Below are 21,787 nucleotides of genomic sequence, written 5' to 3' on the forward strand. Positions count from 1 at the left end.
ACGGTGAAAACTCACCCCTATTTTATCGGTATTCTTCACGGCGTATCGTCAAACCAACAATCGCACCGAAGATTATGCACACAGCTAATAATTACCTAAAGTTTCTTTAACGGTGCATAGCGCAAGAGGAGACGTTTTTCTTCTGAACCAAAACGCACTTTTGCAACGGTTTTATCTCCGCTTCCTTCTAGCGCTATAACTTTTCCTGGTCCAAAGCTTTGGTGCAAAACCTCTTCTCCAACTGTTAGTTGAAGAATCTCTTTATTTGGTTGAACACGAGAGACGTTGACGCGACGAGCCGCTTCACGAAGCCCCGCACCCGAGCTCTTGTGAAGCCCTGTTCCAAGAGCTTCCGTGCGAGGGTGAGAGGAGGTGGTAGACACGGCGTTGAAGCCTTTTCGAGCCCATTCAATAAGGTCTTCAGGAATCTCTTCAATAAATGGAGAGGGAGGGTTCATCTGGCTTTGGCCCCAGAGTGAACGGCTCTGAGCCCGCGTAATATAGAGTTTTTTGCGAGCTCTTGTCAGACCAACATAGGCAAGTCGGCGTTCTTCGCTCATTTCTCCTTCATCGGTCATTGCTCGCTGGTGTGGAAAGATTCCGTATTCCATTCCAGTCAGGAACACCACTGGGAATTCTAGGCCTTTAGCCGTATGCAAGGTCATCAACGTAATAACCCCTTGCGCTCGTGCTTGTGCCACTTCTTCAGCAATTTTCTGAGCGCTTACCGTCTGTTCGTCTGTGTTTTCTGGGGCAGCCGGTATCTGGTCGGCGTCTGCTACGAGTGCAACGTGTTCGAGGAAGTCAGCCAAAGACGCTTCGGGGTGGTCATGTTCAAAGTCTTGGACTGCTTCAACTAACGCGGAAAGGTTCTCTATACGAGACTCGTCTTGGATGTCTTGGGATTCTCGTAGTGATTGTAAGTATCCGCTTTGTTCTAGTACAGCTTCTAAGCAGTTTGCTGGAGAGGAGGATTGAACAAGCGTTGAGAGGTCTTGGATGAGTTGTACAAAAGAGGCAATTTTTTTCTGTGCAGCTACACCGAGTCCTGATATTTCTGAGCATTGGGTGAGAGCTTGCATGAAGGAGCAATTTTGACGGAGTGCGTAGTCAGCCACAAGCCCTTCACTCTTTGCGCCGATACCACGTTTAGGCACGTTGATAATACGGCGAGTATTCACATCGTCATCAGCGTTGACCATAATTCTTAGGTAGCTTAGAACGTCTTTAATTTCTTTGCGTTCGTAGAAGCGTGTACCGCCGACAACTCGATAGGGCAGGCCTTCCCTCATCAGGGCTTCTTCTAAGATACGAGATTGCGCATTGGTTCGGTAGAAAATTGCGATATCTCCGGGGCGTATCCCGTGTGATGCGTAAAGACGATCAATCTCAGCTGCAATATATCGCCCTTCACCATGCTCATTTTCGGCAACATATCCAACAATTTTTTCGCCTTCTCCAGAGGCTGTCCAAAGTTTTTTGGGGCGTCGGTCTTTGTTTTTTTCGATGACCGCGTTAGCTGCCGAGAGAATATTCTGTGTTGAACGGTAGTTCTGTTCAAGCATGATGGTTCGAGCGGAGGGATAGTCTTGTTCGAAATCGATAATATTGCGAATATCTGCTCCACGAAACGCGTAGATAGACTGATCAGAGTCACCGACGACCGTGAGTTCTGCTTCGTTTTTGCCGACGAGTTCTCTCACGAGGGCGTATTGTGCGTGGTTTGTGTCTTGGTACTCGTCCACCAAAATATGTTTGAAACGTGTTCGATAGTATTGAGCGACCTCTGGAACTTTTCGTAGAAGATGCACGGTCTTTGCGATGAGGTCGTCGAAGTCTAGGGCGTGAGCTGCTTGGAGTCGCTGTGTGTACCCGTTATAGACTTGTGAAACTGCACGGTCAAAGGGATTTGCTGGATTCATGGTGGCTTGAAAATCGTATGCTGTGATGAGCTCATTTTTTAGCTGACTAATCCGTGAGGCAATCGCTTTAGGCGCTATTTTTTGAGTATCTATTGCATAGTTTTTAGCTAAAGTGGTGATGAGTCTTAGAGAGTCTGCAGAATCATAGATAGAGAACGTCGTCTTCATATCTAGGTGGGATGCTTCTTTACGTAAGACTCGCACACAGAAGCTGTGGAATGTAGAAATCCACATACGGCGTGCAGATTCTCCGACGAGTTCGATAATTCTCTCACGCATTTCGGCGGCGGCTTTGTTGGTGAAGGTGATCGCAAGAATTTCGCTTTCATAGGCTCGGCCCGTTGCCAGCAAGTAGGCAATGCGATGAGTCAAGACACGAGTTTTTCCTGAGCCAGCACCGGCAACGATCAGCAGCGGTTTCCCTTGATGGATAACGGCTTGATGCTGTTGATCGTTCAGCCCTTCTAGTAGGTCACCGGCTTGGTGATGTTCTGAGGCTGGGGCACGGTGGGAGGTCTCGACCCCGTATCCACCACTTTGGTAGGACGGTGGTAGGAAATCTAACTCTGCAATATCTTGAGGTACTTCAAGGTTAGGAGTAGGTTCTTCAGTCGGTTCCCATAGTGGTTCTTCGAAGATGGGTTCTTCGTATGTAAAGATGGCAGGCTCCTCTAGGTGTGGAGCTGGGGCAGCATGTTTTTTGGTGTGTTTCTTCGTGCCAGGAGTTAGGCTCTCATCATCAAATAAGTATTCCATCGTGTGAACAAGTCTATCTCGTACACGTGTTCGATGAAAATAGGTGGATTCTTATGATGTTGCGAATATCCGTTAAAGGTTCAATAAATCACCTTGAGCTGAGCTCATTCACGCACATGGTGTGTCAATACTTCATCCGTAGAGAAGTTTTTTGTGCCCTCGAATGGATTCGAACCATCGACACCCGCTTTAGGAGAGCGGTGCTCTATCCCCTGAGCTACGAGGGCCAAACTTTATTTAATTATTCCTGCTAAGGGACACACTATACCAATAAATTCTTAGGTGAACTACAGGTTCTTTTTCTTCTTACGAAAAATCATCTGAGCAACGACCAATCCGATGATAATACCAATACCACCTGTAATAGAAACCCACATTGCGGCGTTACCGAGGCTCAGCGCCATGAGTAGACCGATGAGGACGCCGGGTACTCCTCCGGAGATCATACCGACTGCCATGTAGGTAAATTCTTGGTCAGAACCGTTGCTGGGGCTTTCAAACTGAGTAGACATAGTCCTATCTTAGCGTGGATATAGAAATGCGACCCCTGCTGGTCGTACGAGGGTCGCATCACCCGAATAAAATATTCGGTGAGATTTCCTAGATCAGGAAAAGTTATGAATCGTTCACCCAGTAGATGACCAGAGGTGAACTCATATTATCCATCTAGTGAGGGGAACATTATGGATGTTCCCCTCACTAGCATGGGTTGTAAGTTTTTAGAGACCTGCGTAGGTGTAGTAACCGGATACAGGCATGAGTCCGCCACCGTCAACAGCGGTAAGCTGAGTACCCTGAGATGGGTTGAGAGCGGAAATCATCTGACCGTTACCGACGTAGATACCGACGTGTGCGAATCCGTTAGTGAAGACGATGTCACCTGGCTGTGGGTAAGCGGTAGGAACAAGCTGACCAACCATTGCGTAGGTGTAAGGAGTCAAGTTGATGCCTGCGCGTGCGTAAACGTTAGATACGAAGCCGGAGCAGTCCCAAGCTTTGTAGGAGCGTCCACCCCAGATGTATGCGCCACCGATTCCATCGTATGCAGAAGCAAGAACCTGAGCGCGTACGCCTGCAACGTTAGTGGTAGAAGACTGAACAGCGAGACGAGGCGCAGGAGCTGGTGCAGGCGCAGGAGCTGGTGCTGGGGCAGGTGCCGCAACAGGAGCTGGTGCAGGTGCAGCTTCTACAGCTGGTGCAGGGGTGCTTTCAACGGTAGCGCCCCAAGTGGTGATGTTCTCGTAAGAAACTTCAGGAGTGGTGTAAGTAGTAAGGGTTGCTGAGTAGTCAACAGGAGCAACGGTGTTTGCTACACCGAATGCGTTAGCAGGTGCAATAGAGCCTGCAAGAGCGGCACCAGCAACAACAGCGATACCTGCGTTGCGTGCGATGTTAGATTTCTTTGGTGCCATGTGGCGTGCAGTGTTAGCCATGTTTATTTTCCTCCATTGCCTCACGAGGTAAGCTGTCGGGTTCGAGTAGAAGGTTCACTCGGTTACTGGTATTCCAGTAACTTCACCCCTAGGGCTCTTCATCTAAGAACCCAAAAGGATGGGTCCCCCGCTTCTGCCAAGCATGTCATGATGTTTTCGTTACCTCAGTGTGAACAGTGGCAGAACTAGGCGATCTGTTCTGAGGGTGCCTCTCCGACCAGTGATTGGCACGTTGAAAACACTACTACACCTTCAACTCAAATGTCACGTTTTGGTTACGAAAACGTGTTTTTGTCTCACACAGTGACCCCTCAGAAACGCATTAAAACCACTATTGACCATGTTGTATTTTTTACTGATAACCTTTAAAACCCTTATTTCTTGCAAAAATACAGGGGTCTTTAATGCTCAAAACACACGAAAGCCAATATAAAGAAGGTCACGAAATGATTAAAAAAATATACGAGGTATGTCTCACACCCGTGTCCTTTTCGTGACTTTTCAGCTCAACAGGTCACTCTCAATGCAATACCATCGCCTATAAAATAAAGACTCAACAGCCCATCAACCAACAGCAAGATCACAACAACCCACCAAAAAAATGAGGTGACGTACCCCTAAATACAGGTACGCCACCTCAATAAACTAAGAATCTCTCTATTAGTCTTGCGACCAAGGCCTGATATCTACCTATCAGGAAAAACAGTCAACCCCTCTTGTGAGAAGACTATCTAACGCTTGACGATAATCGCTTCAGCAACATCCGCAGAAAGTGTCACTTCCTGTTCCTCACCATCAGCACGGACAATAACAGCCCCTTGTGGCGCAGATGCAATAGAAACGGTAGCACCATAAATAATGCCTGCATCCCCTAGACGACTCATCAATTCAACGTCAGTTTGAATAAACTCTGGAAAACGAGAAATAGTAAAACGATCCTCTACACGAGAATCCTTAGCAGCAATACTCATAGAGACAGTGCGCTCATCGTTATTTTCGCTCTTTGCCCCCAGCTCTTCAAGGCCGGGAATAGCATTTCCATACGGAGAGAACTTTGGATTATTGAGGAGCTCAACTAAGCGACGTTCAACACGCTCACTCATGACGTGCTCCCAACGGCAAGCTTCCTCATGGATATACGCAATATCTAAGCCGATAATATCGGCTAACAGACGCTCTGCAAGACGATGCTTACGCATCACCTCTACAGCTTTTTTACGGCCTTGCTCCGTTAACTTCAAAGAACGGTCGGAAGAAACCTCAACAAGACCATGCTTCTCAATACGGGCAACTGTCTGAGAAACGGTTGGGCCAGAATGTTCTAGACGCTCTGCAATACGAGCACGCATAGGGACGATGCCCTCTTCTTCTAATTCCAGAATAGTCCGTAGATACATCTCGGTTGTATCGATTAGGTCAGTCATACGTCCTAACTCCCTTCTCTGGCGCCAAACCAGTGAGCAAATAACCCTTTAACTTGAGTATATATGCACTTACCATTGTAGGGCGAACAGGGGATATAACCCTTGATAAATATGACAAATCTATAAGATTTTACGAAATTCAACAGAAAGTAAATCTGCCATAGAAAGTAACACTCAATACCTCAGGAAATATTATTCCTTTTCAGAGAATGAAACACTCTCTTTTCTTCAAGCAAGGCACAATAGAACATAACCGGACGTTAAAACCGGTATTAGCACTTATACGGTGAGTTCACCATGATTTGGAGAATCAGTGACACAGTTTCCTTCTATCCCAGTTAACATGCTTCCTCAAGACGGACGTTTCGGGGCAGGCCCGTCAAAAGTACGTCGCGAACAGATTTCTGCTCTCACCCGTGCAGCTGATCTTCCTCTTCTAGGAACATCACACCGGCAAGCACCAGTTAAACATCTTGTTGAAAAGATTCAACAAGGACTATCTCACATGTTCAACGCCCCAGAAGGTTACGAAGTCGTACTTGGCAACGGTGGAGCAACGGCTTTTTGGGATGCAGCAACTTTTGGGTTGGTGAAGAATAAGGCTCAGCATCTAAGCTTTGGAGAATTTGGCTCTAAATTTGCTCAGGCGACGCAAAAAGCTCCTTTTCTAGAAGAGTCCTCCATTATTGAGGTGCCTGCTGGTAGTTGTCCATCTGCTCAAGCGGAACAAGGCGTTGATGTTTACGCATGGCCTCATAACGAAACGTCTACTGGAGTCGTAGCCCCTGTTCTTCGCCCTGAAGGCATTGATACAGATGCCTTAGTCGTTATTGACGCAACAAGTGCTGCTGGTGGTATCGATGTGGACTTGTCGCAAACAGATGTTTATTACTTTTCTCCACAAAAAAACTTTGCCTCCGATGGTGGTTTATGGGTAGCTTTTTTCTCCCCTGCAGCTATTGAGCGCGCATATACTATCGCCAAGTCTGGACGTTGGATACCGGATTCTTTGAATCTTGTGACCGCAATTGAGAACTCTCGAAAAAACCAGACCTATAACACCCCTGCATTAACGACTTTGGTGATGTTAGCTGAGCAGATTCGCTGGATTAATGACAACGGTGGCTTGTCCTTTGCAAGTGAACGAACCGCTGATTCTGCCCAGAGGGTCTACCAGTGGGCGGAAGAGTCTTCCTTTGCAGAACCTTTTGTGCAGAACCCCGCAGAACGCTCTCAAGTGATTTGCACTATCGATTTTTCAGAGCAAGTTGATGCTTCATATGTTGCTCAGGCTCTTCGTAGCAATGGGATTGTTGATACCGAACCATACCGCAAACTTGGGCGAAACCAGCTACGTATTGCGACCTTCGCGGCAATTGAACCAGAGGATGTTTCAGCGCTCTTAGAATGCATTGATTATATTGTTGCTCAAAAGAGTGCATAACCGTTCATGATGTAGGAGTTCTTAAAGAGGTATTTTGAACCTTGATATAGGTGTTCTTGGGGCGCTGTCTGATGTTCAGACAGCGCCCCAAGAATTTAAAGGGGAAAGCATCGATAATTATCGTGGCTGTTGGATTTCTAGGGCTGTTGTCACGGGGTCAAGGGGCTCTTCAACCGCGCGTTTGAAAACAAACTTCGTTTTTCGAGAACGGTCAAAAACGAGTTTAAGTTTTTCAGAACGGTAGTACCATAACAGCCCGATACAACCGGCCAGAACACCTGATAACGCAGCAATGCCAAGGCCCCAACGTGCACCCCAGTGGTCGTTGACTAGCCCAACAAGAGGTGCACCGATAGGTGTGCCGCCTAAGAAAACTGCGATATATAAACTCATGACTCGTCCGCGCATCTGCGGTTCAGTAGTGACCTGAACATAGGCATTCGCTGAAGTAATAATCGTCAAGGCGCAAAGGCCCATGGGTATGAGTGTTATGGAAAAGAACAGCAGGTTAGGGGAAAGAGCCGCGCATAAGGCAGACAGCCCAAAGGCTGCTGAAGCCCCAAAAATGAAGCGCAGGCGAGGACGTTCTCGCCGTGCAGCAAGAAGAGTTCCAATGACAGAACCAACAGCCATAGTTGAGTTAAGAAAGCCAAATTCTCCAGCACCTTTATCAAACTCTGTTGTTGCCATTGCCGCGATGTTCATTGCGGAGTTAAGACCGAAGGTTCCCACCAGAAAAACAGCTACCATCACGGCCAAAATATCGGGGCGTTTTCTGACGTATGCGACGCCGTCGCGGATACGCCCGGTTGAACGATCCGCACGAGGAGTGGGGCGAAGTTCTCGAGTACGAATCAAGAAGATTGCAGCAAGCATGATGAGGAATGTTGCAGCGTTGATGAAAAAGACTGGCCCAGTGCCCAAAAGAACAACAAGAATACCTGCACATGCTGGACCGATAAGACGTGCAGAATTAAAGGATGTGGAGTTTAGTGCTACAGCGTTAGGCAAGTCGTTATCGTGAACGAGCTCAGAGACAAAGGTTTGGCGGGCAGGAACTTCGAGAGAGACGATGATTCCAGCGACGAGGGCTAATGCGTAGACATGCCAAATTTGGATGTGCCCGCTCATCACTAAGAATCCTAGTATTAGAGAGAGAACGCCCATTGCGCTTTGTGTCATATAGAGCAGTTTTCGGCGGTCTAGCCTATCTGCAAGGACTCCGGCATAAGGTGCTAAGAAGAGTTGAGGGCCAAATTGTAAAGACATAACGATTCCGAGTCGAGTGGAATCGTTATGAGAGAGTTCGTTAAAAATCAGCCAGTCTTGGGCAGTATGTTGCATCCATGTTCCGATGTTGGAAAGGAATGCTCCAATAAACCATAATCGGTAGTTAAAAATCCATAAGGAACGAAAAGTAGGAGATTTGCCGTGTACCGGTTCAGGCCCGTTGCGTTCAGTTGTGAGCGTTGTTGCAGGGGGTGAGGAGGTCTTCTCCTGCGGGAGGGTTTCGGCGTGTGGAATTCTCTTACTCGTAGAAATCAGTCCTTAGGTATACGTAGTTATTCGTCGTCGCTTGTATCTTCGGAGTGGGAGGTTGTCTCTTCGGTGTCGGTTGTTTCTGCGTTTTCTTCTTCGATGGTGTTCATACGTTCAGACCACGGTACCCATGCTGGAGCGAGGAGTGCATCATCTCCAGGGATAAGTCCTACTTCGCAGACGGTAGCAATTTTAGAGCGTGGTGTTCGAGAAAGCGTCGCAAACCAGAACCAACCTCTGTATCCGGACATCGTACATTCAAAGAGGTGTGTGGTAAGTCGTTCTTCCTCTCCGCGTAGATGATGAACAATCCCGATATTTTCTGCAGAGGTAATCTCTTGGATTCCAGCGAGGGCAATATCTTTTGCTTGAGCAAGAACAGTATCGACTTTGCTAGTTCGACGCCGTTTGGTAGGTGCACCTAATGTTGGTTCTGCGTTCTGGGCAGCTGTAGGAGTTTGTGCATTCCTATTATCGTGAGGGTGTTCAGATAGGGCAAAGCTACGGTCCTCTGATATTGAGGTCTCCGTGGGGGCTATATCATTCTTTATCTGTTGGGACATACCTTCTATTAAAGCGTGAAATGAGAAACTTTGCTGGGTGTTTGATTGATACGGTATGTATATGACTGAGAGTTCTTCTTCACTACCGGCTTCGTTAGCTGTTTCTTTCTTGAGTTTTTGTGGCGCTTTATGCACTGTTCTTGGAGTGGTCAGTGGGGTGGCGATGTTGTTGTTGATGTGGTTTTACGGCCATGCGCCTCATTTTTTGACGTGGGGTGCGATGGTGTTATTGCCGGTGGGGTTTTTGAGTTTGGTGTGTTCTCTTGTGGTAGCGATGGTGCGGAGGAGGAGGCAAAGAGCAGACTCAAAATCATAGTAAAGAGTCAGCTTATATATATCTGTCTTCCAGCAGACTCCCAGCTTCAAGAGTGAGAATAAGTATCGTGAATACAAATCAACCTGAAGCAAAATTACTCGTCGTAGACGATGAACCAAATATCCTTGAATTACTCGCAACCTCGTTACGGTTCGCCGGCTTTGAGGTTGTTACTGCGTCTAATGGTCGTGAAGCGCTTGAAAAAGCAGAAAGCGAAAACCCAGATTTAGCAGTACTTGATGTAATGATGCCCGACCTTGATGGATTCACCGTCACCCGTAAACTCCGTGCAGCTGGAAGACTATTCCCTGTTCTCTTCCTCACCGCGAAAGATTCCACTGAGGATAAAGTCGCTGGTCTAACAGTGGGCGGAGATGACTACGTCACCAAACCCTTTAGCCTTGATGAAGTCGTTGCACGCATCCGTGCTGTCTTACGTCGAACACATCAGGGAGAAGCAGACGACTCCCGTCTACGCGTCGGAGATCTCATCCTTGATGATGATGCACACGAAGTATTCAGAGGAGACCGAGAGATTGACCTCTCCCCTACTGAGTTCAAGCTATTGCGTTATCTGATGCTCAACCCTAACCGTGTACTATCCAAGGCTCAGATTCTTGACCACGTTTGGGAGTATGACTTCAATGGGGACGCTTCTATCGTAGAATCTTATATTTCTTACCTACGCCGGAAGATTGATAATGTTCCAGATCAAGCACCAATGATTCATACTAAACGCGGTGTTGGATACCTGTTACGCACCGCAAAATAGACGTGAGTTATTGTGACTAGGATTCGTCAAAAAATCGGACAACTGGGCGCGCTCTCTTTGCGCACCCAGTTGGTTCTTTTAACCAGTTTGCTCTTAGCCCTAGCAATTTCAGTAACGTCGTTGGTCGCGATATCTGCTCTGCGAGGACAAATGATTGAGCAGCTTGATGAAGAGATGAGTTCAAATGCTCAGACTCTCACAAGTTATCTCACAGAAGGCCCTCATCAACCGAGCACGAGTTCTCTTCTTCGGTATCAAGCGTATCTTTTAGATAATCAGGGAACGGTTCTCTCCTCTTTGGTGGGTGCTTCGTCTATTCAAAGCTCAACACCAGATTTGTCTGGATGGACGCACGAGAAGGTCAACCGATTCTCTCATAAAGGAATCACCGTTAAATCTGTTAATGGTAAAGCTGAATGGAGAATTCTCCCCATTGATTATGGGGATCTTGATTATTCTGTCATTATTGCGACTCCTTTACGGCAGACTCATGCTGTGGTGGCACTCGTAGCTGTTCTTACGTTGACTTTTGGTGTAGCAACTCTTTTTGCGTCTGTTGCAATGAGCTGGGTCATGGTTACAAGAGCATTTGAGCCGTTAGCACGAGTTGAAAAAACAGCTGCACGTATCGCTGCCGGTGATCTTTCGCAGCGTATGGAAAAATATAATCCGTATACCGAGATTGGTCATCTTTCGGCGTCTCTCAACACCATGTTGAGCCATATTGAAAAAGCCTTTGAGGTGCAGAAAAATTCTGAAGTCAAGATGCGTCGTTTTGTGGGGGATGCTTCTCACGAGTTGCGAACGCCTCTTGTTTCTATTCGTGGATATTCTGAGCTGTATCGTCAAGGTGCTCTCCAAAGTGAAGAAGCTGTAGCTAATGCGATGAGCCGTATCGAAGCAGAGTCAAAACGAATGGGGCAGTTAATTGAAGATTTGCTCACTTTGGCTCGTATTGATGAGCGTCGAGAGCTAGAAAACCGCATTATTGATCTTCTTGATTTAGCCCAAGATGCCTCCCATGATGCTTTTGCGACCTCTCCGGATAGAACAGTTCAAGTTGTTGGTCTTACAGAACATGCTGCTCCTGAAAGCGCTTATGTATATGGGGATGACTCTCGGTTGCGACAGGTCATTGCAAATTTGATGACTAACGCTATTCGATATACGCCCAAAGGCTCCCCTCTTGAGATAGCCGTGGGAACGGTCCAGTCTGATGATGCTCAGCAGTTCTCTCAGATTGAGGTTCGAGATCATGGCCCTGGTATTCATGGCGAAGATCGTCAAAGAGTTTTTGAACGGTTCTATCGTGCCGATACTTCACGTACTCGTGAAACGGGGGGCACTGGGCTCGGGTTAGCTATTGTTGCCGGTATTGTTGCTCAGCATGAAGGAAATGTTGAGGTACTAGAAACTCGTGGTGGAGGGGCAACTTTCAGATTACGTTTTCCCAGTTATATCGGAGACGACGTTTCGCGTGAAACATAAACTTTCCATCTTCTTCTGTGGATAATTAGCTATCGTTGCGTTAGTAACCTCTGGCTATCCACAGTTTTTTTAAAAAATCTACTTAACTCATGGATCTCTCCCTAATGTAAAGGGTAGAAGAATCGTTCTTCTACCTCATGTATAGAACATTTTTAGGAGATGTCATGGCACAATTTGTCGTTGATTCAGAGATGATTAGTCAGAAAAGCGCTACTGCACGCGCACAAATTGATTCAATCATTGCAGAAGTTAATGGGTTAACCAGTTCCTTACAAGATTTAGAAGGATCGTGGACTGGCGCTGCTTCACTCAACTTCCAAGGCGTCCTCGCCCAATGGCGTGCAACACAGCAACAAGTAGAACAATCTATTGCACAGATTAATGAAGCCCTTTCACGTGCAGGCATTAATTATGCTGATACAGAATCAGCAAACGCTGCAATGTTCCTTGGCTAAAGCACAAAAGGCAGGAACACTACCACTTAGAGCTGCTAGTGTTCCTGCCTTCTCTGTCACCTCAATGAGTATGAATAGACTCGTCCAGAATTTTTAGGATTCTTGCGGGCAGGCAGTATCTTGTCGTGAAGATAGAATCCACCCCAAATCACCTGTAGTGTCTTGAACCCATAGGCTCGTGCGCATAACCGACATATGGCGAGTCTTTACACGAGACAAAAGACGAATCACAGAATCCCCCAGCATCTCACAGCTGATAAAGATTGGTTCATCATGCGCATAAAAAGCACGTGTACGATATTCCACGGCGAGTGAACGTTGTGTGCGTATCCCCTGATATGTCACCCACCAAAAATCTTCCCCCAATACTTTTTCTAAATATTGTTCCTGCTCATAATGTTCAGGCTGGTAAAGAGTACGTTCATAGCCCTTAACTAGTTCAAGAACATCATCAACGTTCATTGCAGTAGAGGGATTTTTCGTGTGGTCTTCAACAGAAGAATTCTTTGTTTCTTGTGGCACATGTTTTGTGTCCGTCTCCGGCGATACCTCAAGGTTAAATCCCGGCCCGCTAGGAGTCGGTGTTCCTTGTTGGAAGGATAAAGCAGCATCTCTAGCGCGGGTGTCTGCAGCTTCATTCATATCTTGCCCAGAGTGCCCTTTAACCCATACGAACTCGTAATTTCGTCCTTGCATTGCCTCGTCGAGCGCCTGAATCAGCTCTTGATTTTGAACGGGCTTACCGTCCGCTTTCTTCCAGCCTTTTTTCTTCCACCCTGGCAACCATTTAGTCACCGCGTTAATGGTGTACTGAGAGTCACAAAGAACCTTGAGTTTATGTTCAGGAAGATGAGCAGTCGCTTCAAAAAGTTCTAGCACAGCACGTAGCTCACCCTGATTATTTGTTGCGTGTTCCCAGCCGCCCGCTGACCAGTTATCGTGGTCAATGTACCACGCCCACCCAGCAGGTCCAGGGTTCATTAATGCTGATCCATCTGTTGCAGCAATAATCTCTTGTGCCATGTACAAGACCTTCCTCAAGGACGTAGATTCTCCACACCCTAGCTTATCCGCTCTTATGTGTTTCTAGTGCTACCACTTTAAAGCATAAAAACATTTAGAATAGCCTGTATGAGCGCATACCCACAAACAGACCGACAATCTGTTCACCTATACATGTTGCCCTCAGCGATTCTTCGCTCAGGACACGGCATCACATGGTTATCCTATGTTGGTATCGCAGAACAAACTAAAGCAGCACAATACCGCAACCCTGAAGACGCACTCAACTACGCAGCACAACAAACCCTCATGCGATGTATTGCAGCATGTGCATTAGGTATTCGCCCCACTCATGCCTCACAAATTACCGTCGACAGAACGTGCCAGCTATGCGACCAAAAAGCGACACACGGAAAACCGCGGATTTCTGGTATTAACTTCAATATGTCACGAAGCCACGGAATGGTCGTTGGCGCATATTTTGCAGAAGATAGCCAAGACCCACAAGCCCAACTACTCGGCGTCGATGTTGAAAGAATGCGCGGAAACCTTCTCGACGGATACGATAAAGTCACCCTTACAGAAGAAGAAAAAACGGTTATCTCAGAATGTCCAGAAGAAAATAAAGCACTACTAAGGTTGCTACTGTGGACAGCTAAAGAAGCCGTACTCAAAGCCACCGGACACGGACTTGTAGCAGGCCCCCAAAAAGTGCATATGCAACTTCTTAACCCGCCACAAAACCTCGTCGAGATTTCTGGATACCGTGCAAGCGGAACCCTCAACATTGAAGGGTATCAACAACAGTTTTACGTACAGTGGTTTGTACAAGGTGAGTTTGTGATAGCAGTAGCAACAAACCAAAACCGCACCATCAAAGCCCACCCCGTTACCAAGCCTTATGACATCAAGCAGAGCATCCCACTATCTACGCAACGTCTCAAAACGGTATAGCCTCAGACACATTAATCTACGAAGATACCGTGTTAATATTTAGCGCTTGACCAAAAGAGCCGAGTTTAGTTCCTGTCTCACGGTGTTCACTATCTGGTGTTGAGGCTTTGACGAGTCCAGCCCCAGCAAATAAGGTGATGTGCTCAGCCTCAACCTGAGCACAACGCAAAACGAGCGCCCATTGTCCGTCTCCGGAGGGGTCCATCCAACCAACAAGTCCCCCAAAGAAACCTCTCTCGAAGCTTTCTAACTCGCGAATTACTTCGAGTGCTGTACTTGTTGGATACCCACAAATTGCGGGAGTGGGGTGGATAGCGCGAGCGCCGTCTAAAGAGCTCATACCATCTTTAAGACGCCCCGTAATTCTTGTCGCCAGATGCCATAGTTGTGGAGTGTTAATAAGCTGTGGCGTCGCAGGAAGGTGAAGTTCTTGTGTGAGCGAAGACAGACATCTTTTAATATCGTCAACGACCGTAGCATGCTCGGCACGGTCTTTAGGTGAGCGCATTAGTTCTTCACCGATTTGCGCGTCTTCAGTACTGCCAATAGGTGCTGTGCGTGGGGAGCTTCCGGCTAAGGGGAAAGTCGTGAAAACACCGTCTTCAACTCCGAAGACAAGTTCTGGTGAGGCACCCATCAGATAGCTATCATCTGATAGTTTCATCGAAAAAACATAGGCGCGTGGTTGTTGTGCCCATAGATTATGGTAGATGTTCTCTAACGTTGGGCGTTCTTCTTCATAGTAGACGTGAAGGAGACGAGAAAGCACAACTTTATCGAGTTCTCCGTTATTCATTTTTTCGACAGCACGTCCAACGCTCTGGCGGTATTCGGGGTTATCGATACCTTCAATACGAGTTGGTGCAGGGCACTTTTGTTCTTGCACAATGGGAGCAGGTGTTCGCTCGATGCTTTCAGGAACGTATAGAAGTGCAGGTTCTTGAGGGTCGAATGGGATGACTCCGATAACACCAGTTCCGCGTTCTTGGGCGCGTTTGAGTGCGTCTTTTTCGTTAACTGGTTCTAACTCCCCGAGTGCTCTGAGGCAGGTGTTTCCATAGGTAAATTGGAAGGCAGGGTACTCGTTCGTGGGCATAGGCTATGGTGTTCTTTCTATCGAGACGGGGATAGTGAGCGCGGGTTTGTTCATTCCCCGATGAAGGTTAGAAGGTTGCTCCGCCGTCGGCGGTAAGGCTCTGCATCGTCATGTGTTTAGCGTGTGGGCTTAGAAGGAATATTGCGACTTCTGCAATATCTTCTGGTTCTGCAATACGACCTAGCGGTATCCCCAAACGGTAATTTTCTAGTGATCCTTTGATGGGCGCTTCGCTACGGTCTTCTCCGTTCCAGGTGTCTGTGACCATGGGGGTTCGTGTTGTTCCAGGGCATAGAACGTTTGCGCGGATTCCGTGTGGGGCAAGTTGCAACCCAAAACTTGTTGTTACTCGTGTTGCAGCAGCTTTTGATGCGCCATAAGCTCCAAATTCAGCTCGTGGTACGTTCGCAGCGTTCGAACTGATAGTGACAATACCTCGACTATTTGTTGGGTCTTGCGGTTGTTGCTCTACCATGTATCGGGCTACTTCTCGAGTAACCAAGAATACGCCATCAGCGTTAACTGCATGAACAGTACGCCACTGTTCTAAGGTTGTATCGAGAAGAGGTGCAGCATGAACAACGCCGGCACAGTTGATGAGTCCTTGTACTGGTTTTTGTTTTTGACGAAGGTAATTTCCCATACGCTGTACACAGGCTTCATCAGTGACGTCTAAAGGATAGTATTCACAATGCTCGTTTTGGTATTGTGCCTTTTCCTGTATTTGCTCTTGGGTGTCGCAGGCAAGTACGGCGTATCCTTCGGTCAGAAGACGCTCCGTAACAGCTGCGCCGATTCCTCCACATGCGCCAGTAACAATAACGAGGGATGTTGTTGGGTTCATATCGCCTAGTCCTGACCAGATAATGTTCTCAGGATGTCTTGGGTTGAGGTGACGATGCCACATCGTTGGGCAACATAGTTACAGGCAAGTTCGTGCTCTTTTTGGCTGAAATCAGCGAGAGCGTCAGCAACAAAGAATACTTGTATATCCCGCATGAATGCGTCGAGTGCTGTCGTCATACAACCAATGTGTGCGTAGACTCCGGTAATAATCAGTTGGTTTCGTCCACTCAGTTTGAGGTCTTCTTCAAAGGTGCTTTTAGCGAAAGCTGAGTAGCGCCATTTAGTGAGGACGGTGTCCTGTTCGGCCGGTGCTAAGGCAGAGATAATCTCTGCATCAGCGTCTTGTTGTAGCCCTTGTCCCCAGATATCGGTAAGGAGCGCGCGGTCTTTAGGATCTTGACGCGGCGGTTGCGCAGTGTAGTAAACGGGGATTCCGTTATCTCGTGCTGATTTGATAAGTGCAGAAGTGTTATTGATGGCCTGTTGAATTTGCCCTGCTGTTTCGTCTTCAAAGATGGAAACAAAATAGTTTTGCATATCGTGGACGAGTAACGCAGCCTGATGCGGGTTAAGTTCCCACGTGGCGCGTTTTTCATAAGGCCTATAACTATACGTATAGGTTGGTATTGTTTTGAGAGCCATGATGTTTATCGTCCTTTTCCTGCCAAGAGTGTGAAGGGCTGAGAAAACCCCTCTACATGCTATTTAGGTTTACCTATGTTTTCAATACAGTAAACCTAAATCATGGTTCTTTACATGCTTCACCACCATATAAACAGGCTCACAGGAAGACAATCACGGCCTCATCAGTATTGACACTCACCATAGAGGAAAGAGACAAGAACCTCACGTACCAGAAGAAAGCTCTTATGGTTGAGATAACTCGTTGAGCAACTTATCGTAATGCGTATCAATAGTGGCAAGAGTCGACGTAATAATCTCAGCTGGAGTCTCATATCCTTGTTGAGCCCACATCGTAAATACAGCTAAGCAACCTTGCAGATGGTAATTAGCAAAAAGAGAGAGTTGTTGAGCTGGTACGACGTCTTTGAGAGAGCTCCAGAATATATCAATATATTCACGCTCTAACCTATTGCTCAGCACTTCAAAGAAGCTTCCAGCCCCACGTTGAGTCAAGAGCATCCGGCAGACTTCTTTATTACCCTGAATAAACTGCATAAACGCACCAAATACTTCACGGCTATTCATGTTTTTACCGTTGACAGGGTCTGGGTCAAGGATGCTACTAAGTTCTAGTAACGCAGTCTCTTGAATTTGTGAGTACAGTTCTGAAATGTCAGAATAGTGCGAGTAAAAAGTTGCACGATGAATATCAGCTTTCTCCGCTAGTTCACTAACAGTAATAGAGCTGAGCTTCTTATGCTGTAATAAATCGGCTAGGGCAAGGTATAACGCTGATTGAGTTTTACGTACTCGACGGTCAGATCGCTGAACTTTTTTCATTTTAATATCTCCAAAATCTATTTGGTAAACACTATACGGCGTATTGTCTACTATCCTACATAATAAGACCTCTTTGGTCATTGCGGATTTTCTCACACCCCACGTAGGGTTTGTACGTAGGCTCACCATGTCGAAACGGTAAGAACATATGATTGAATCGCCCAACAAAGCAGATAGACAAGCTATTGCTCAGCTCATCAGCGACAAATACCATCATTTTGTGCGTCGCCCATCCAGCACACCAGAAGAGCAACAAAGAGCTATACGCCTTATCATCCGAAGATTTAACCCCGAACAATCATTTAGTGTTCGCCGAGACGACAAAATCGTTGGATTCGCTGTTGTTGAGACCTCAGAATACCCTCACGCGCTAGCTATTCCTTATGCTTCAATCCGCAGAGAATTTTCCTATTTTAAAAGTATTCTCTTCTGGCTTGCTCTAAGAATATATCGTTCACGCAAAATAGAAATTGACGAATACAGCGCACGAATAGAAGTATTCCTTGTACACCGCGACTACCAACGCCAAGGCGTGGCTACTGAACTTCTGGAAAAGATTCAAGAATTCGCACAAGAAGAAGGAAAAACCTCACTCACCTTAGAAGTACCAGAGGACGATATCGAAGCCCACACCTTCTTCAACAAGGTAGGGTTCACAACACTCAGTTATCGGCGACTCACCCAGTTCTTTCACCGGCTCATACTCCCCACCGCACCTACAAAAACTTTTCAGCTACGCTATCCACTCGACGATTCAGAAGAATAATCTTGACGACGTAGCAGAACCATCACCTCATAATGCTGAGTATGAGCAAACATATCTAGCACCCTGCCTTGCACTGGCTGATAAGAGGGCATCTTCTGCAAATCTTTTATTAACGTCTTTGCATTACAGCTAGAGTACAGCACCGTATCAATACCAGATTGTTCTATCCACTGGCAAAGAACCGCCCCGATACCGCGACGAGGAGGGTTCACCACCAACATCTCAGGTAAGGAGAACCCGCGTTTTTGGCTCTCAAGGGCAAAGGCTGTAGCGTCCATTGCCTCAAAATGAGTATTGTTAAGACCCATATCTGCCACCGTACGATGAGCGCTCTCAATAGCCTCAGCACTAATCTCGATACCGGTCACACGGGCCTCTGACGACATTACTTGTGCTGCGTGTATAGCAAACCCACCCACGCCACAATAAAGATCCCATAGACTTGCTGGGTTACGCTCAGAAACCCATTCTTGTCCTTGACGATACAAGGTTGAAGCAACAGAAGAATTAGTTTGGAAGAAACTCTGTGGACGTAAATGCAAGGTGATATCGTTGGCCCTCATCGCAAGAGTCTGGGCAGAGCTAAGAATAATTTCTTCCTCACCTTCAACTCGTGCAATCGGTTCGCGTAAAAGATTGACAGAAAAAACCCGAAGCTGTGGTAAACGTTCTTGAAGCCACGGCAAAGAACGTTTGATGGGAACAATCAACTTTTTAGAACGCAGAACGCAACGCACCATCAGCTCCCCCGAAGAAGACGCTGTCATAAGAATATTTTTAAGCTCCCCTTTACGCGTTTTAATGTGATAGGGAGTTAGCTGAGCCCGAGTAATAAATTCTTTAAGAACCGGCATGGCTTTTAACAACGCAGGTTCGTAAAGAGGACATTGGCTCAGGTCAGTACCTTGCCCAGAACCGCCATCAACAATACCGAGCACTGGGTGATACGTCGTTCCAGATACCACTATTTTTGCTTTGTTTCGGAAATTTTTCTGTTGACTGGGAACAGCCTCGAGCCACTTAATCTGTGGGTATCCTGCCGCTAGTTCACGCATATGACGTTCTTTAGCGGAAAGTTGTTTTGGGTAAGGAATATCCAGTTCAGTGCACGAAAAGCATTGGTGAGTATCAAAATAGTGGCATTGCATAGCTCAACTATCCTACCGGAGTCCGAATATCCAACATAGATTCAAAGGAAATAAGACTCTTAAATAAAACGGGAGTATAACCGTTTTGTCAATTCTCAAAACACATGTGAATGTTATAAATAGCAGTGTCTATGAATGTTCATATCTCCGGCTCTAGAAAATTAATAAATGCAGTTCAGCAGGACGTCCCTACACTCAAGCAAGAGCACAAGATACCCCGAGAGGATACATGGATGAGGCACACAGACTTGACACCCCGTACTTGGTGTTCATACACCATAACGATATTTTTAACTGGTCTTATTAGTGTAGGATATGGTGCCGTTGATCTTGTGATGGTTGCATACAAAGGGGCACCCGCGATAGCAGCAGTTGGACTAGGAGAAATTATTGCGGGCGCATTATTTGCACTTCTAGGACTTGGAATAGTTGACAGCTTATCAGCCCATATTGCTTCAGAAGAAGGCTGTAATAACTTAGAAAACAAAATTAATATTTTTTTAGGAGCTATGGTAGTTCTTCTCATCCCAGCAACGATATTGGGATTGTTAATAGCGTCTACCCTAGAACCTATTCTTCAGTTATTTGTCCAAGATGATGACATCGTTACACTTACTTCTCATTATACGTGGATTAGGCTTATCAGCCTTCCTATTGCAATTGTCTTTATGCTTTTTGCTGAATCACTTAAAATCTGCGGTCTAAAAAGTTGGAGTCTTCTACTACTAATAGTTGGGTTTGGTGCTAATGCCGCTCTCAATGGGTTAGTACTATACACACCTCTAGAAACAATATTTCCTTCACCACTAGCAGCAATATCAACAACAACAACTATAGTACAAATATGTAATACTATTCTTGCAGGTTGGATTCTCTACAAGTCTTTAAAACAACGCAAAACCGAATTTAGAAAACCTAGCTGGACAGAAATTTATGATGAATCCGCTACAATCGGTAAGTCCGCTCCAGGAATTGGGATACGCCATTTTAATGACTATATAGGAACTATTGCTGTCATTTTTCTTTTAGGAACATTTGGAGTAGAAACTTTAGCTGCAGTTACTGTTGCTACAAAAATATGGAGCTTATACTGTCGAATTCCCCAAGCTTGTGTATCTGGAACTTTTGTCTTTTACGCTTACGCAATAAGACGTTCAGAAAAATATTCAGGAAAAGCAGACCTACGCGAAACCGCTCAACGCTTATTGCGATACGCTATGATACCAACGTATCTTGGAGCATTGATACTTGCTTTTTATTCGCCCTTGTTTATATCAATTTTCGCTTCAGATAGCTTAAATAAAGATTTAACTCGTTATCTACTTCTAGCCTTCCTCATAACAGTACCGGTATACCTTATTGAAAAAAATTATGGCGAGATGTTAACAGTTAAAGGCCGTGGTAGGGTACTTGCTGTTGGCTCATCTTTTAGTACCTATTTAATTGCCATCCCTCTAGCAACAATAGGAACTTTTTGGCTAGAATCACCAGTATTCGTCATATTGGCTGAAGGAATCTCGTCGTTGGTTCTTGCCTTAATATTTCATAAATCGCTACAACTTTGTGAATTTGAGGAAAATTATTTCCCGCGAGCGAGTTTATCCCACAACCGGCTAGGCAACACAGAATGAGCCAAAAGAAGAGGACGCGCCCCAAAACCAGCAACATAACGAGTCCTCGGACGAGAAGCTGAGACAGCTTGTACCAACGCACGAGTAATCACCTGAGGATCAGAAGCCCACCGAGCATAAAGCTGACGCATCCGCTCTGCAGTCGCCCGAGCAGAATTCTCATAGGCTCCACCCTCAGCAACCCTCTCCAAATTCTCTATTGCCACATCACTCCACTGACTAGCAATAGCACCAGGCTCAATGAGCACCACCTCAATACCCAAGGGTCCAAGCTCCATACGCAAGCTATCACTGAGCCCTTCTAAAGCATATTTTGTAGCGTGATACCAACCACCAAATGAAGTGGTTAAACGTCCAGCAATAGAAGACACATTAATAATTCTTCCGCGCTTTGCTTCACGCATCGCAGGAAGAACAGCACGAGTAAAGGCAGCTAACCCAAAAACATTAACATCAAATTGGTGTCGAGCCTCGGCTAAGGAGACATCTTCAATCGCACCGTACATCCCATAGCCGGCATTATTGATGAGCACGTCAATACGGCCCGCTTCAGCTAGGACGAAATCCACCACTTTATTGATAGTTTCTTCATCCGTCACATCAGCATATAGTGGCGTCACACCGTATTGTTTCAGCGGCTCCATCAGCTGAACCCGCCGAGCCACAGCGTACACGCGATGCCCTTGCTGAGCTAAGCTCACTGCCGCGTCATATCCGATTCCGCTAGAAGCACCTGTAATAATGATGACTGCACTCATTGTTCTTCCT

General features: G+C 46.3%; 21 protein-coding genes, 1 tRNA gene and 1 riboswitch. Of the genes, 8 read left to right on the forward strand and 14 right to left on the reverse strand.

The features are described from left to right. Window positions 1-95: 95 nt before the first annotated feature. From pcrA to ACN084_RS01805, 5 genes are all read right to left on the reverse strand, one after another. A complete protein-coding gene (gene pcrA / locus ACN084_RS01785) occupies window positions 96-2,678 on the reverse strand; it encodes a DNA helicase PcrA (RefSeq protein ID WP_419105696.1) in 2,583 nt (860 codons plus the stop codon). Between the two features lie 154 nt (window positions 2,679-2,832). Continuing rightward, window positions 2,833-2,905: transfer RNA gene (locus ACN084_RS01790), tRNA-Arg, on the reverse strand. 60 nt (window positions 2,906-2,965) lie between these two features. Next, window positions 2,966-3,190, reverse strand: coding sequence for a hypothetical protein (locus tag ACN084_RS01795; RefSeq protein ID WP_419101009.1), 225 nt, complete (start codon window positions 3,188-3,190; stop codon window positions 2,966-2,968). A gap of 207 nt (window positions 3,191-3,397) precedes the next feature. Next, window positions 3,398-4,111, reverse strand: a complete 714-nt coding sequence (locus ACN084_RS01800) for a C40 family peptidase (RefSeq protein WP_419105697.1) — start codon at window positions 4,109-4,111, stop codon at window positions 3,398-3,400. A 3-nt stretch (window positions 4,112-4,114) separates the two neighbouring features. Beyond that, window positions 4,115-4,272, reverse strand: a riboswitch (cyclic di-AMP (ydaO/yuaA leader). 570 nt (window positions 4,273-4,842) lie between these two features. Next, window positions 4,843-5,535 carry a metal-dependent transcriptional regulator gene (locus ACN084_RS01805; RefSeq protein ID WP_419105698.1) on the reverse strand — a complete coding sequence of 231 codons (693 nt, stop codon included), beginning with the start codon at window positions 5,533-5,535 and terminating at the stop codon, window positions 4,843-4,845. 343 nt (window positions 5,536-5,878) lie between these two features. Between ACN084_RS01805 and serC the strand changes: the two genes are divergently transcribed. Then, a complete protein-coding gene (gene serC, locus ACN084_RS01810; RefSeq protein ID WP_419105876.1) occupies window positions 5,879-6,979 on the forward strand; it encodes a phosphoserine transaminase in 1,101 nt (366 codons plus the stop codon). A gap of 117 nt (window positions 6,980-7,096) precedes the next feature. Here serC and ACN084_RS01815 read toward each other — a convergent pair whose 3' ends face one another. Further along, window positions 7,097-8,380, reverse strand: coding sequence for an MFS transporter (locus ACN084_RS01815; RefSeq protein ID WP_419105877.1), 1,284 nt, complete (start codon window positions 8,378-8,380; stop codon window positions 7,097-7,099). A gap of 161 nt (window positions 8,381-8,541) precedes the next feature. Next, window positions 8,542-9,081 carry a DUF3027 domain-containing protein gene (locus ACN084_RS01820; protein ID WP_419105699.1) on the reverse strand — a complete coding sequence of 180 codons (540 nt, stop codon included), beginning with the start codon at window positions 9,079-9,081 and terminating at the stop codon, window positions 8,542-8,544. Window positions 9,082-9,142: 61 nt separating this feature from the next. Between ACN084_RS01820 and ACN084_RS01825 the strand changes: the two genes are divergently transcribed. From ACN084_RS01825 to ACN084_RS01840, 4 genes are all read left to right on the forward strand, one after another. After that, the gene (locus tag ACN084_RS01825) at window positions 9,143-9,397 is read left to right on the forward strand and encodes a hypothetical protein (protein ID WP_419105700.1); all 255 of its coding nucleotides are present in this window, start codon (window positions 9,143-9,145) and stop codon (window positions 9,395-9,397) included. 67 nt (window positions 9,398-9,464) lie between these two features. Beyond that, a complete protein-coding gene (locus ACN084_RS01830) occupies window positions 9,465-10,169 on the forward strand; it encodes a response regulator transcription factor (RefSeq protein ID WP_419105701.1) in 705 nt (234 codons plus the stop codon). A 12-nt stretch (window positions 10,170-10,181) separates the two neighbouring features. Beyond that, a complete protein-coding gene (locus ACN084_RS01835; protein WP_419105702.1) occupies window positions 10,182-11,657 on the forward strand; it encodes an ATP-binding protein in 1,476 nt (491 codons plus the stop codon). A 164-nt stretch (window positions 11,658-11,821) separates the two neighbouring features. Then, window positions 11,822-12,112, forward strand: coding sequence for a WXG100 family type VII secretion target (locus ACN084_RS01840; protein WP_419101015.1), 291 nt, complete (start codon window positions 11,822-11,824; stop codon window positions 12,110-12,112). A gap of 93 nt (window positions 12,113-12,205) precedes the next feature. On the opposite strand, the gene ACN084_RS01845 is transcribed toward ACN084_RS01840, so the two are convergent. After that, window positions 12,206-13,135 (reverse strand): RNase H family protein, encoded by a 930-nt coding sequence (locus tag ACN084_RS01845; RefSeq protein WP_419105703.1) that lies wholly within the window; start codon window positions 13,133-13,135, stop codon window positions 12,206-12,208. A gap of 108 nt (window positions 13,136-13,243) precedes the next feature. Between ACN084_RS01845 and ACN084_RS01850 the strand changes: the two genes are divergently transcribed. Next, window positions 13,244-14,068 (forward strand): 4'-phosphopantetheinyl transferase family protein, encoded by an 825-nt coding sequence (locus ACN084_RS01850; protein ID WP_419101017.1) that lies wholly within the window; start codon window positions 13,244-13,246, stop codon window positions 14,066-14,068. A 16-nt stretch (window positions 14,069-14,084) separates the two neighbouring features. Here ACN084_RS01850 and ACN084_RS01855 read toward each other — a convergent pair whose 3' ends face one another. From ACN084_RS01855 to ACN084_RS01870, 4 genes are all read right to left on the reverse strand, one after another. Beyond that, window positions 14,085-15,164: an isochorismate synthase gene (locus ACN084_RS01855; RefSeq protein WP_419105704.1), complete on the reverse strand. Its 1,080-nt coding sequence runs from the start codon at window positions 15,162-15,164 to the stop codon at window positions 14,085-14,087. Window positions 15,165-15,231: 67 nt separating this feature from the next. Further along, window positions 15,232-16,008, reverse strand: a complete 777-nt coding sequence (locus ACN084_RS01860; RefSeq protein ID WP_419105705.1) for an SDR family oxidoreductase — start codon at window positions 16,006-16,008, stop codon at window positions 15,232-15,234. A gap of 5 nt (window positions 16,009-16,013) precedes the next feature. After that, on the reverse strand, window positions 16,014-16,652 hold the full coding sequence (locus ACN084_RS01865; protein WP_419105706.1) for an isochorismatase family protein: 639 nt from the start codon (window positions 16,650-16,652) through the stop codon (window positions 16,014-16,016). 225 nt (window positions 16,653-16,877) lie between these two features. After that, the gene (locus ACN084_RS01870; RefSeq protein ID WP_419105707.1) at window positions 16,878-17,474 is read right to left on the reverse strand and encodes a TetR/AcrR family transcriptional regulator; all 597 of its coding nucleotides are present in this window, start codon (window positions 17,472-17,474) and stop codon (window positions 16,878-16,880) included. 148 nt (window positions 17,475-17,622) lie between these two features. On the opposite strand from ACN084_RS01870, the gene ACN084_RS01875 reads away from it, so the two are divergent. Next, on the forward strand, window positions 17,623-18,240 hold the full coding sequence (locus tag ACN084_RS01875; RefSeq protein WP_419105708.1) for a GNAT family N-acetyltransferase: 618 nt from the start codon (window positions 17,623-17,625) through the stop codon (window positions 18,238-18,240). Here ACN084_RS01875 and rlmC read toward each other — a convergent pair. After that, the gene (gene rlmC, locus ACN084_RS01880; protein ID WP_419105709.1) at window positions 18,213-19,388 is read right to left on the reverse strand and encodes a 23S rRNA (uracil(747)-C(5))-methyltransferase RlmC; all 1,176 of its coding nucleotides are present in this window, start codon (window positions 19,386-19,388) and stop codon (window positions 18,213-18,215) included. The two genes, ACN084_RS01875 and rlmC, sit on opposite strands and share 28 nt — an antisense overlap. A 248-nt stretch (window positions 19,389-19,636) precedes the next feature. On the opposite strand from rlmC, the gene ACN084_RS01885 reads away from it, so the two are divergent. Then, window positions 19,637-21,019 carry an MATE family efflux transporter gene (locus ACN084_RS01885; protein ID WP_419105710.1) on the forward strand — a complete coding sequence of 461 codons (1,383 nt, stop codon included), beginning with the start codon at window positions 19,637-19,639 and terminating at the stop codon, window positions 21,017-21,019. Here the strand turns inward: ACN084_RS01885 and ACN084_RS01890 are convergent. Further along, window positions 20,968-21,777: an oxidoreductase gene (locus ACN084_RS01890; protein ID WP_419105711.1), complete on the reverse strand. Its 810-nt coding sequence runs from the start codon at window positions 21,775-21,777 to the stop codon at window positions 20,968-20,970. The two genes, ACN084_RS01885 and ACN084_RS01890, sit on opposite strands and share 52 nt — an antisense overlap. Window positions 21,778-21,787 lie beyond the last annotated feature (10 nt).

The organism is Rothia sp. P7208 (assembly GCF_048512915.1).
Classification (GTDB): domain Bacteria; phylum Actinomycetota; class Actinomycetes; order Actinomycetales; family Micrococcaceae; genus Rothia.

Coding starts and splice junctions, on each gene's coding strand:
- pcrA (WP_419105696.1), bottom strand. CDS start 2,678: ATGGAATACTTATTTGATGATGAGAGCCTAACTCCTGGCACGAAGAAA.
- ACN084_RS01795 (WP_419101009.1), bottom strand. CDS start 3,190: ATGTCTACTCAGTTTGAAAGCCCCAGCAACGGTTCTGACCAAGAATTT.
- ACN084_RS01800 (WP_419105697.1), bottom strand. CDS start 4,111: ATGGCTAACACTGCACGCCACATGGCACCAAAGAAATCTAACATCGCA.
- ACN084_RS01805 (WP_419105698.1), bottom strand. CDS start 5,535: ATGACTGACCTAATCGATACAACCGAGATGTATCTACGGACTATTCTG.
- serC (WP_419105876.1), top strand. CDS start 5,879: ATGCTTCCTCAAGACGGACGTTTCGGGGCAGGCCCGTCAAAAGTACGT.
- ACN084_RS01820 (WP_419105699.1), bottom strand. CDS start 9,081: ATGTCCCAACAGATAAAGAATGATATAGCCCCCACGGAGACCTCAATA.
- ACN084_RS01825 (WP_419105700.1), top strand. CDS start 9,143: ATGACTGAGAGTTCTTCTTCACTACCGGCTTCGTTAGCTGTTTCTTTC.
- ACN084_RS01840 (WP_419101015.1), top strand. CDS start 11,822: ATGGCACAATTTGTCGTTGATTCAGAGATGATTAGTCAGAAAAGCGCT.
- ACN084_RS01845 (WP_419105703.1), bottom strand. CDS start 13,135: ATGGCACAAGAGATTATTGCTGCAACAGATGGATCAGCATTAATGAAC.
- ACN084_RS01850 (WP_419101017.1), top strand. CDS start 13,244: ATGAGCGCATACCCACAAACAGACCGACAATCTGTTCACCTATACATG.
- ACN084_RS01855 (WP_419105704.1), bottom strand. CDS start 15,164: ATGCCCACGAACGAGTACCCTGCCTTCCAATTTACCTATGGAAACACC.
- ACN084_RS01860 (WP_419105705.1), bottom strand. CDS start 16,008: ATGAACCCAACAACATCCCTCGTTATTGTTACTGGCGCATGTGGAGGA.
- ACN084_RS01865 (WP_419105706.1), bottom strand. CDS start 16,652: ATGGCTCTCAAAACAATACCAACCTATACGTATAGTTATAGGCCTTAT.
- ACN084_RS01870 (WP_419105707.1), bottom strand. CDS start 17,474: ATGAAAAAAGTTCAGCGATCTGACCGTCGAGTACGTAAAACTCAATCA.
- ACN084_RS01875 (WP_419105708.1), top strand. CDS start 17,623: ATGATTGAATCGCCCAACAAAGCAGATAGACAAGCTATTGCTCAGCTC.
- rlmC (WP_419105709.1), bottom strand. CDS start 19,388: ATGCAATGCCACTATTTTGATACTCACCAATGCTTTTCGTGCACTGAA.
- ACN084_RS01890 (WP_419105711.1), bottom strand. CDS start 21,777: ATGAGTGCAGTCATCATTATTACAGGTGCTTCTAGCGGAATCGGATAT.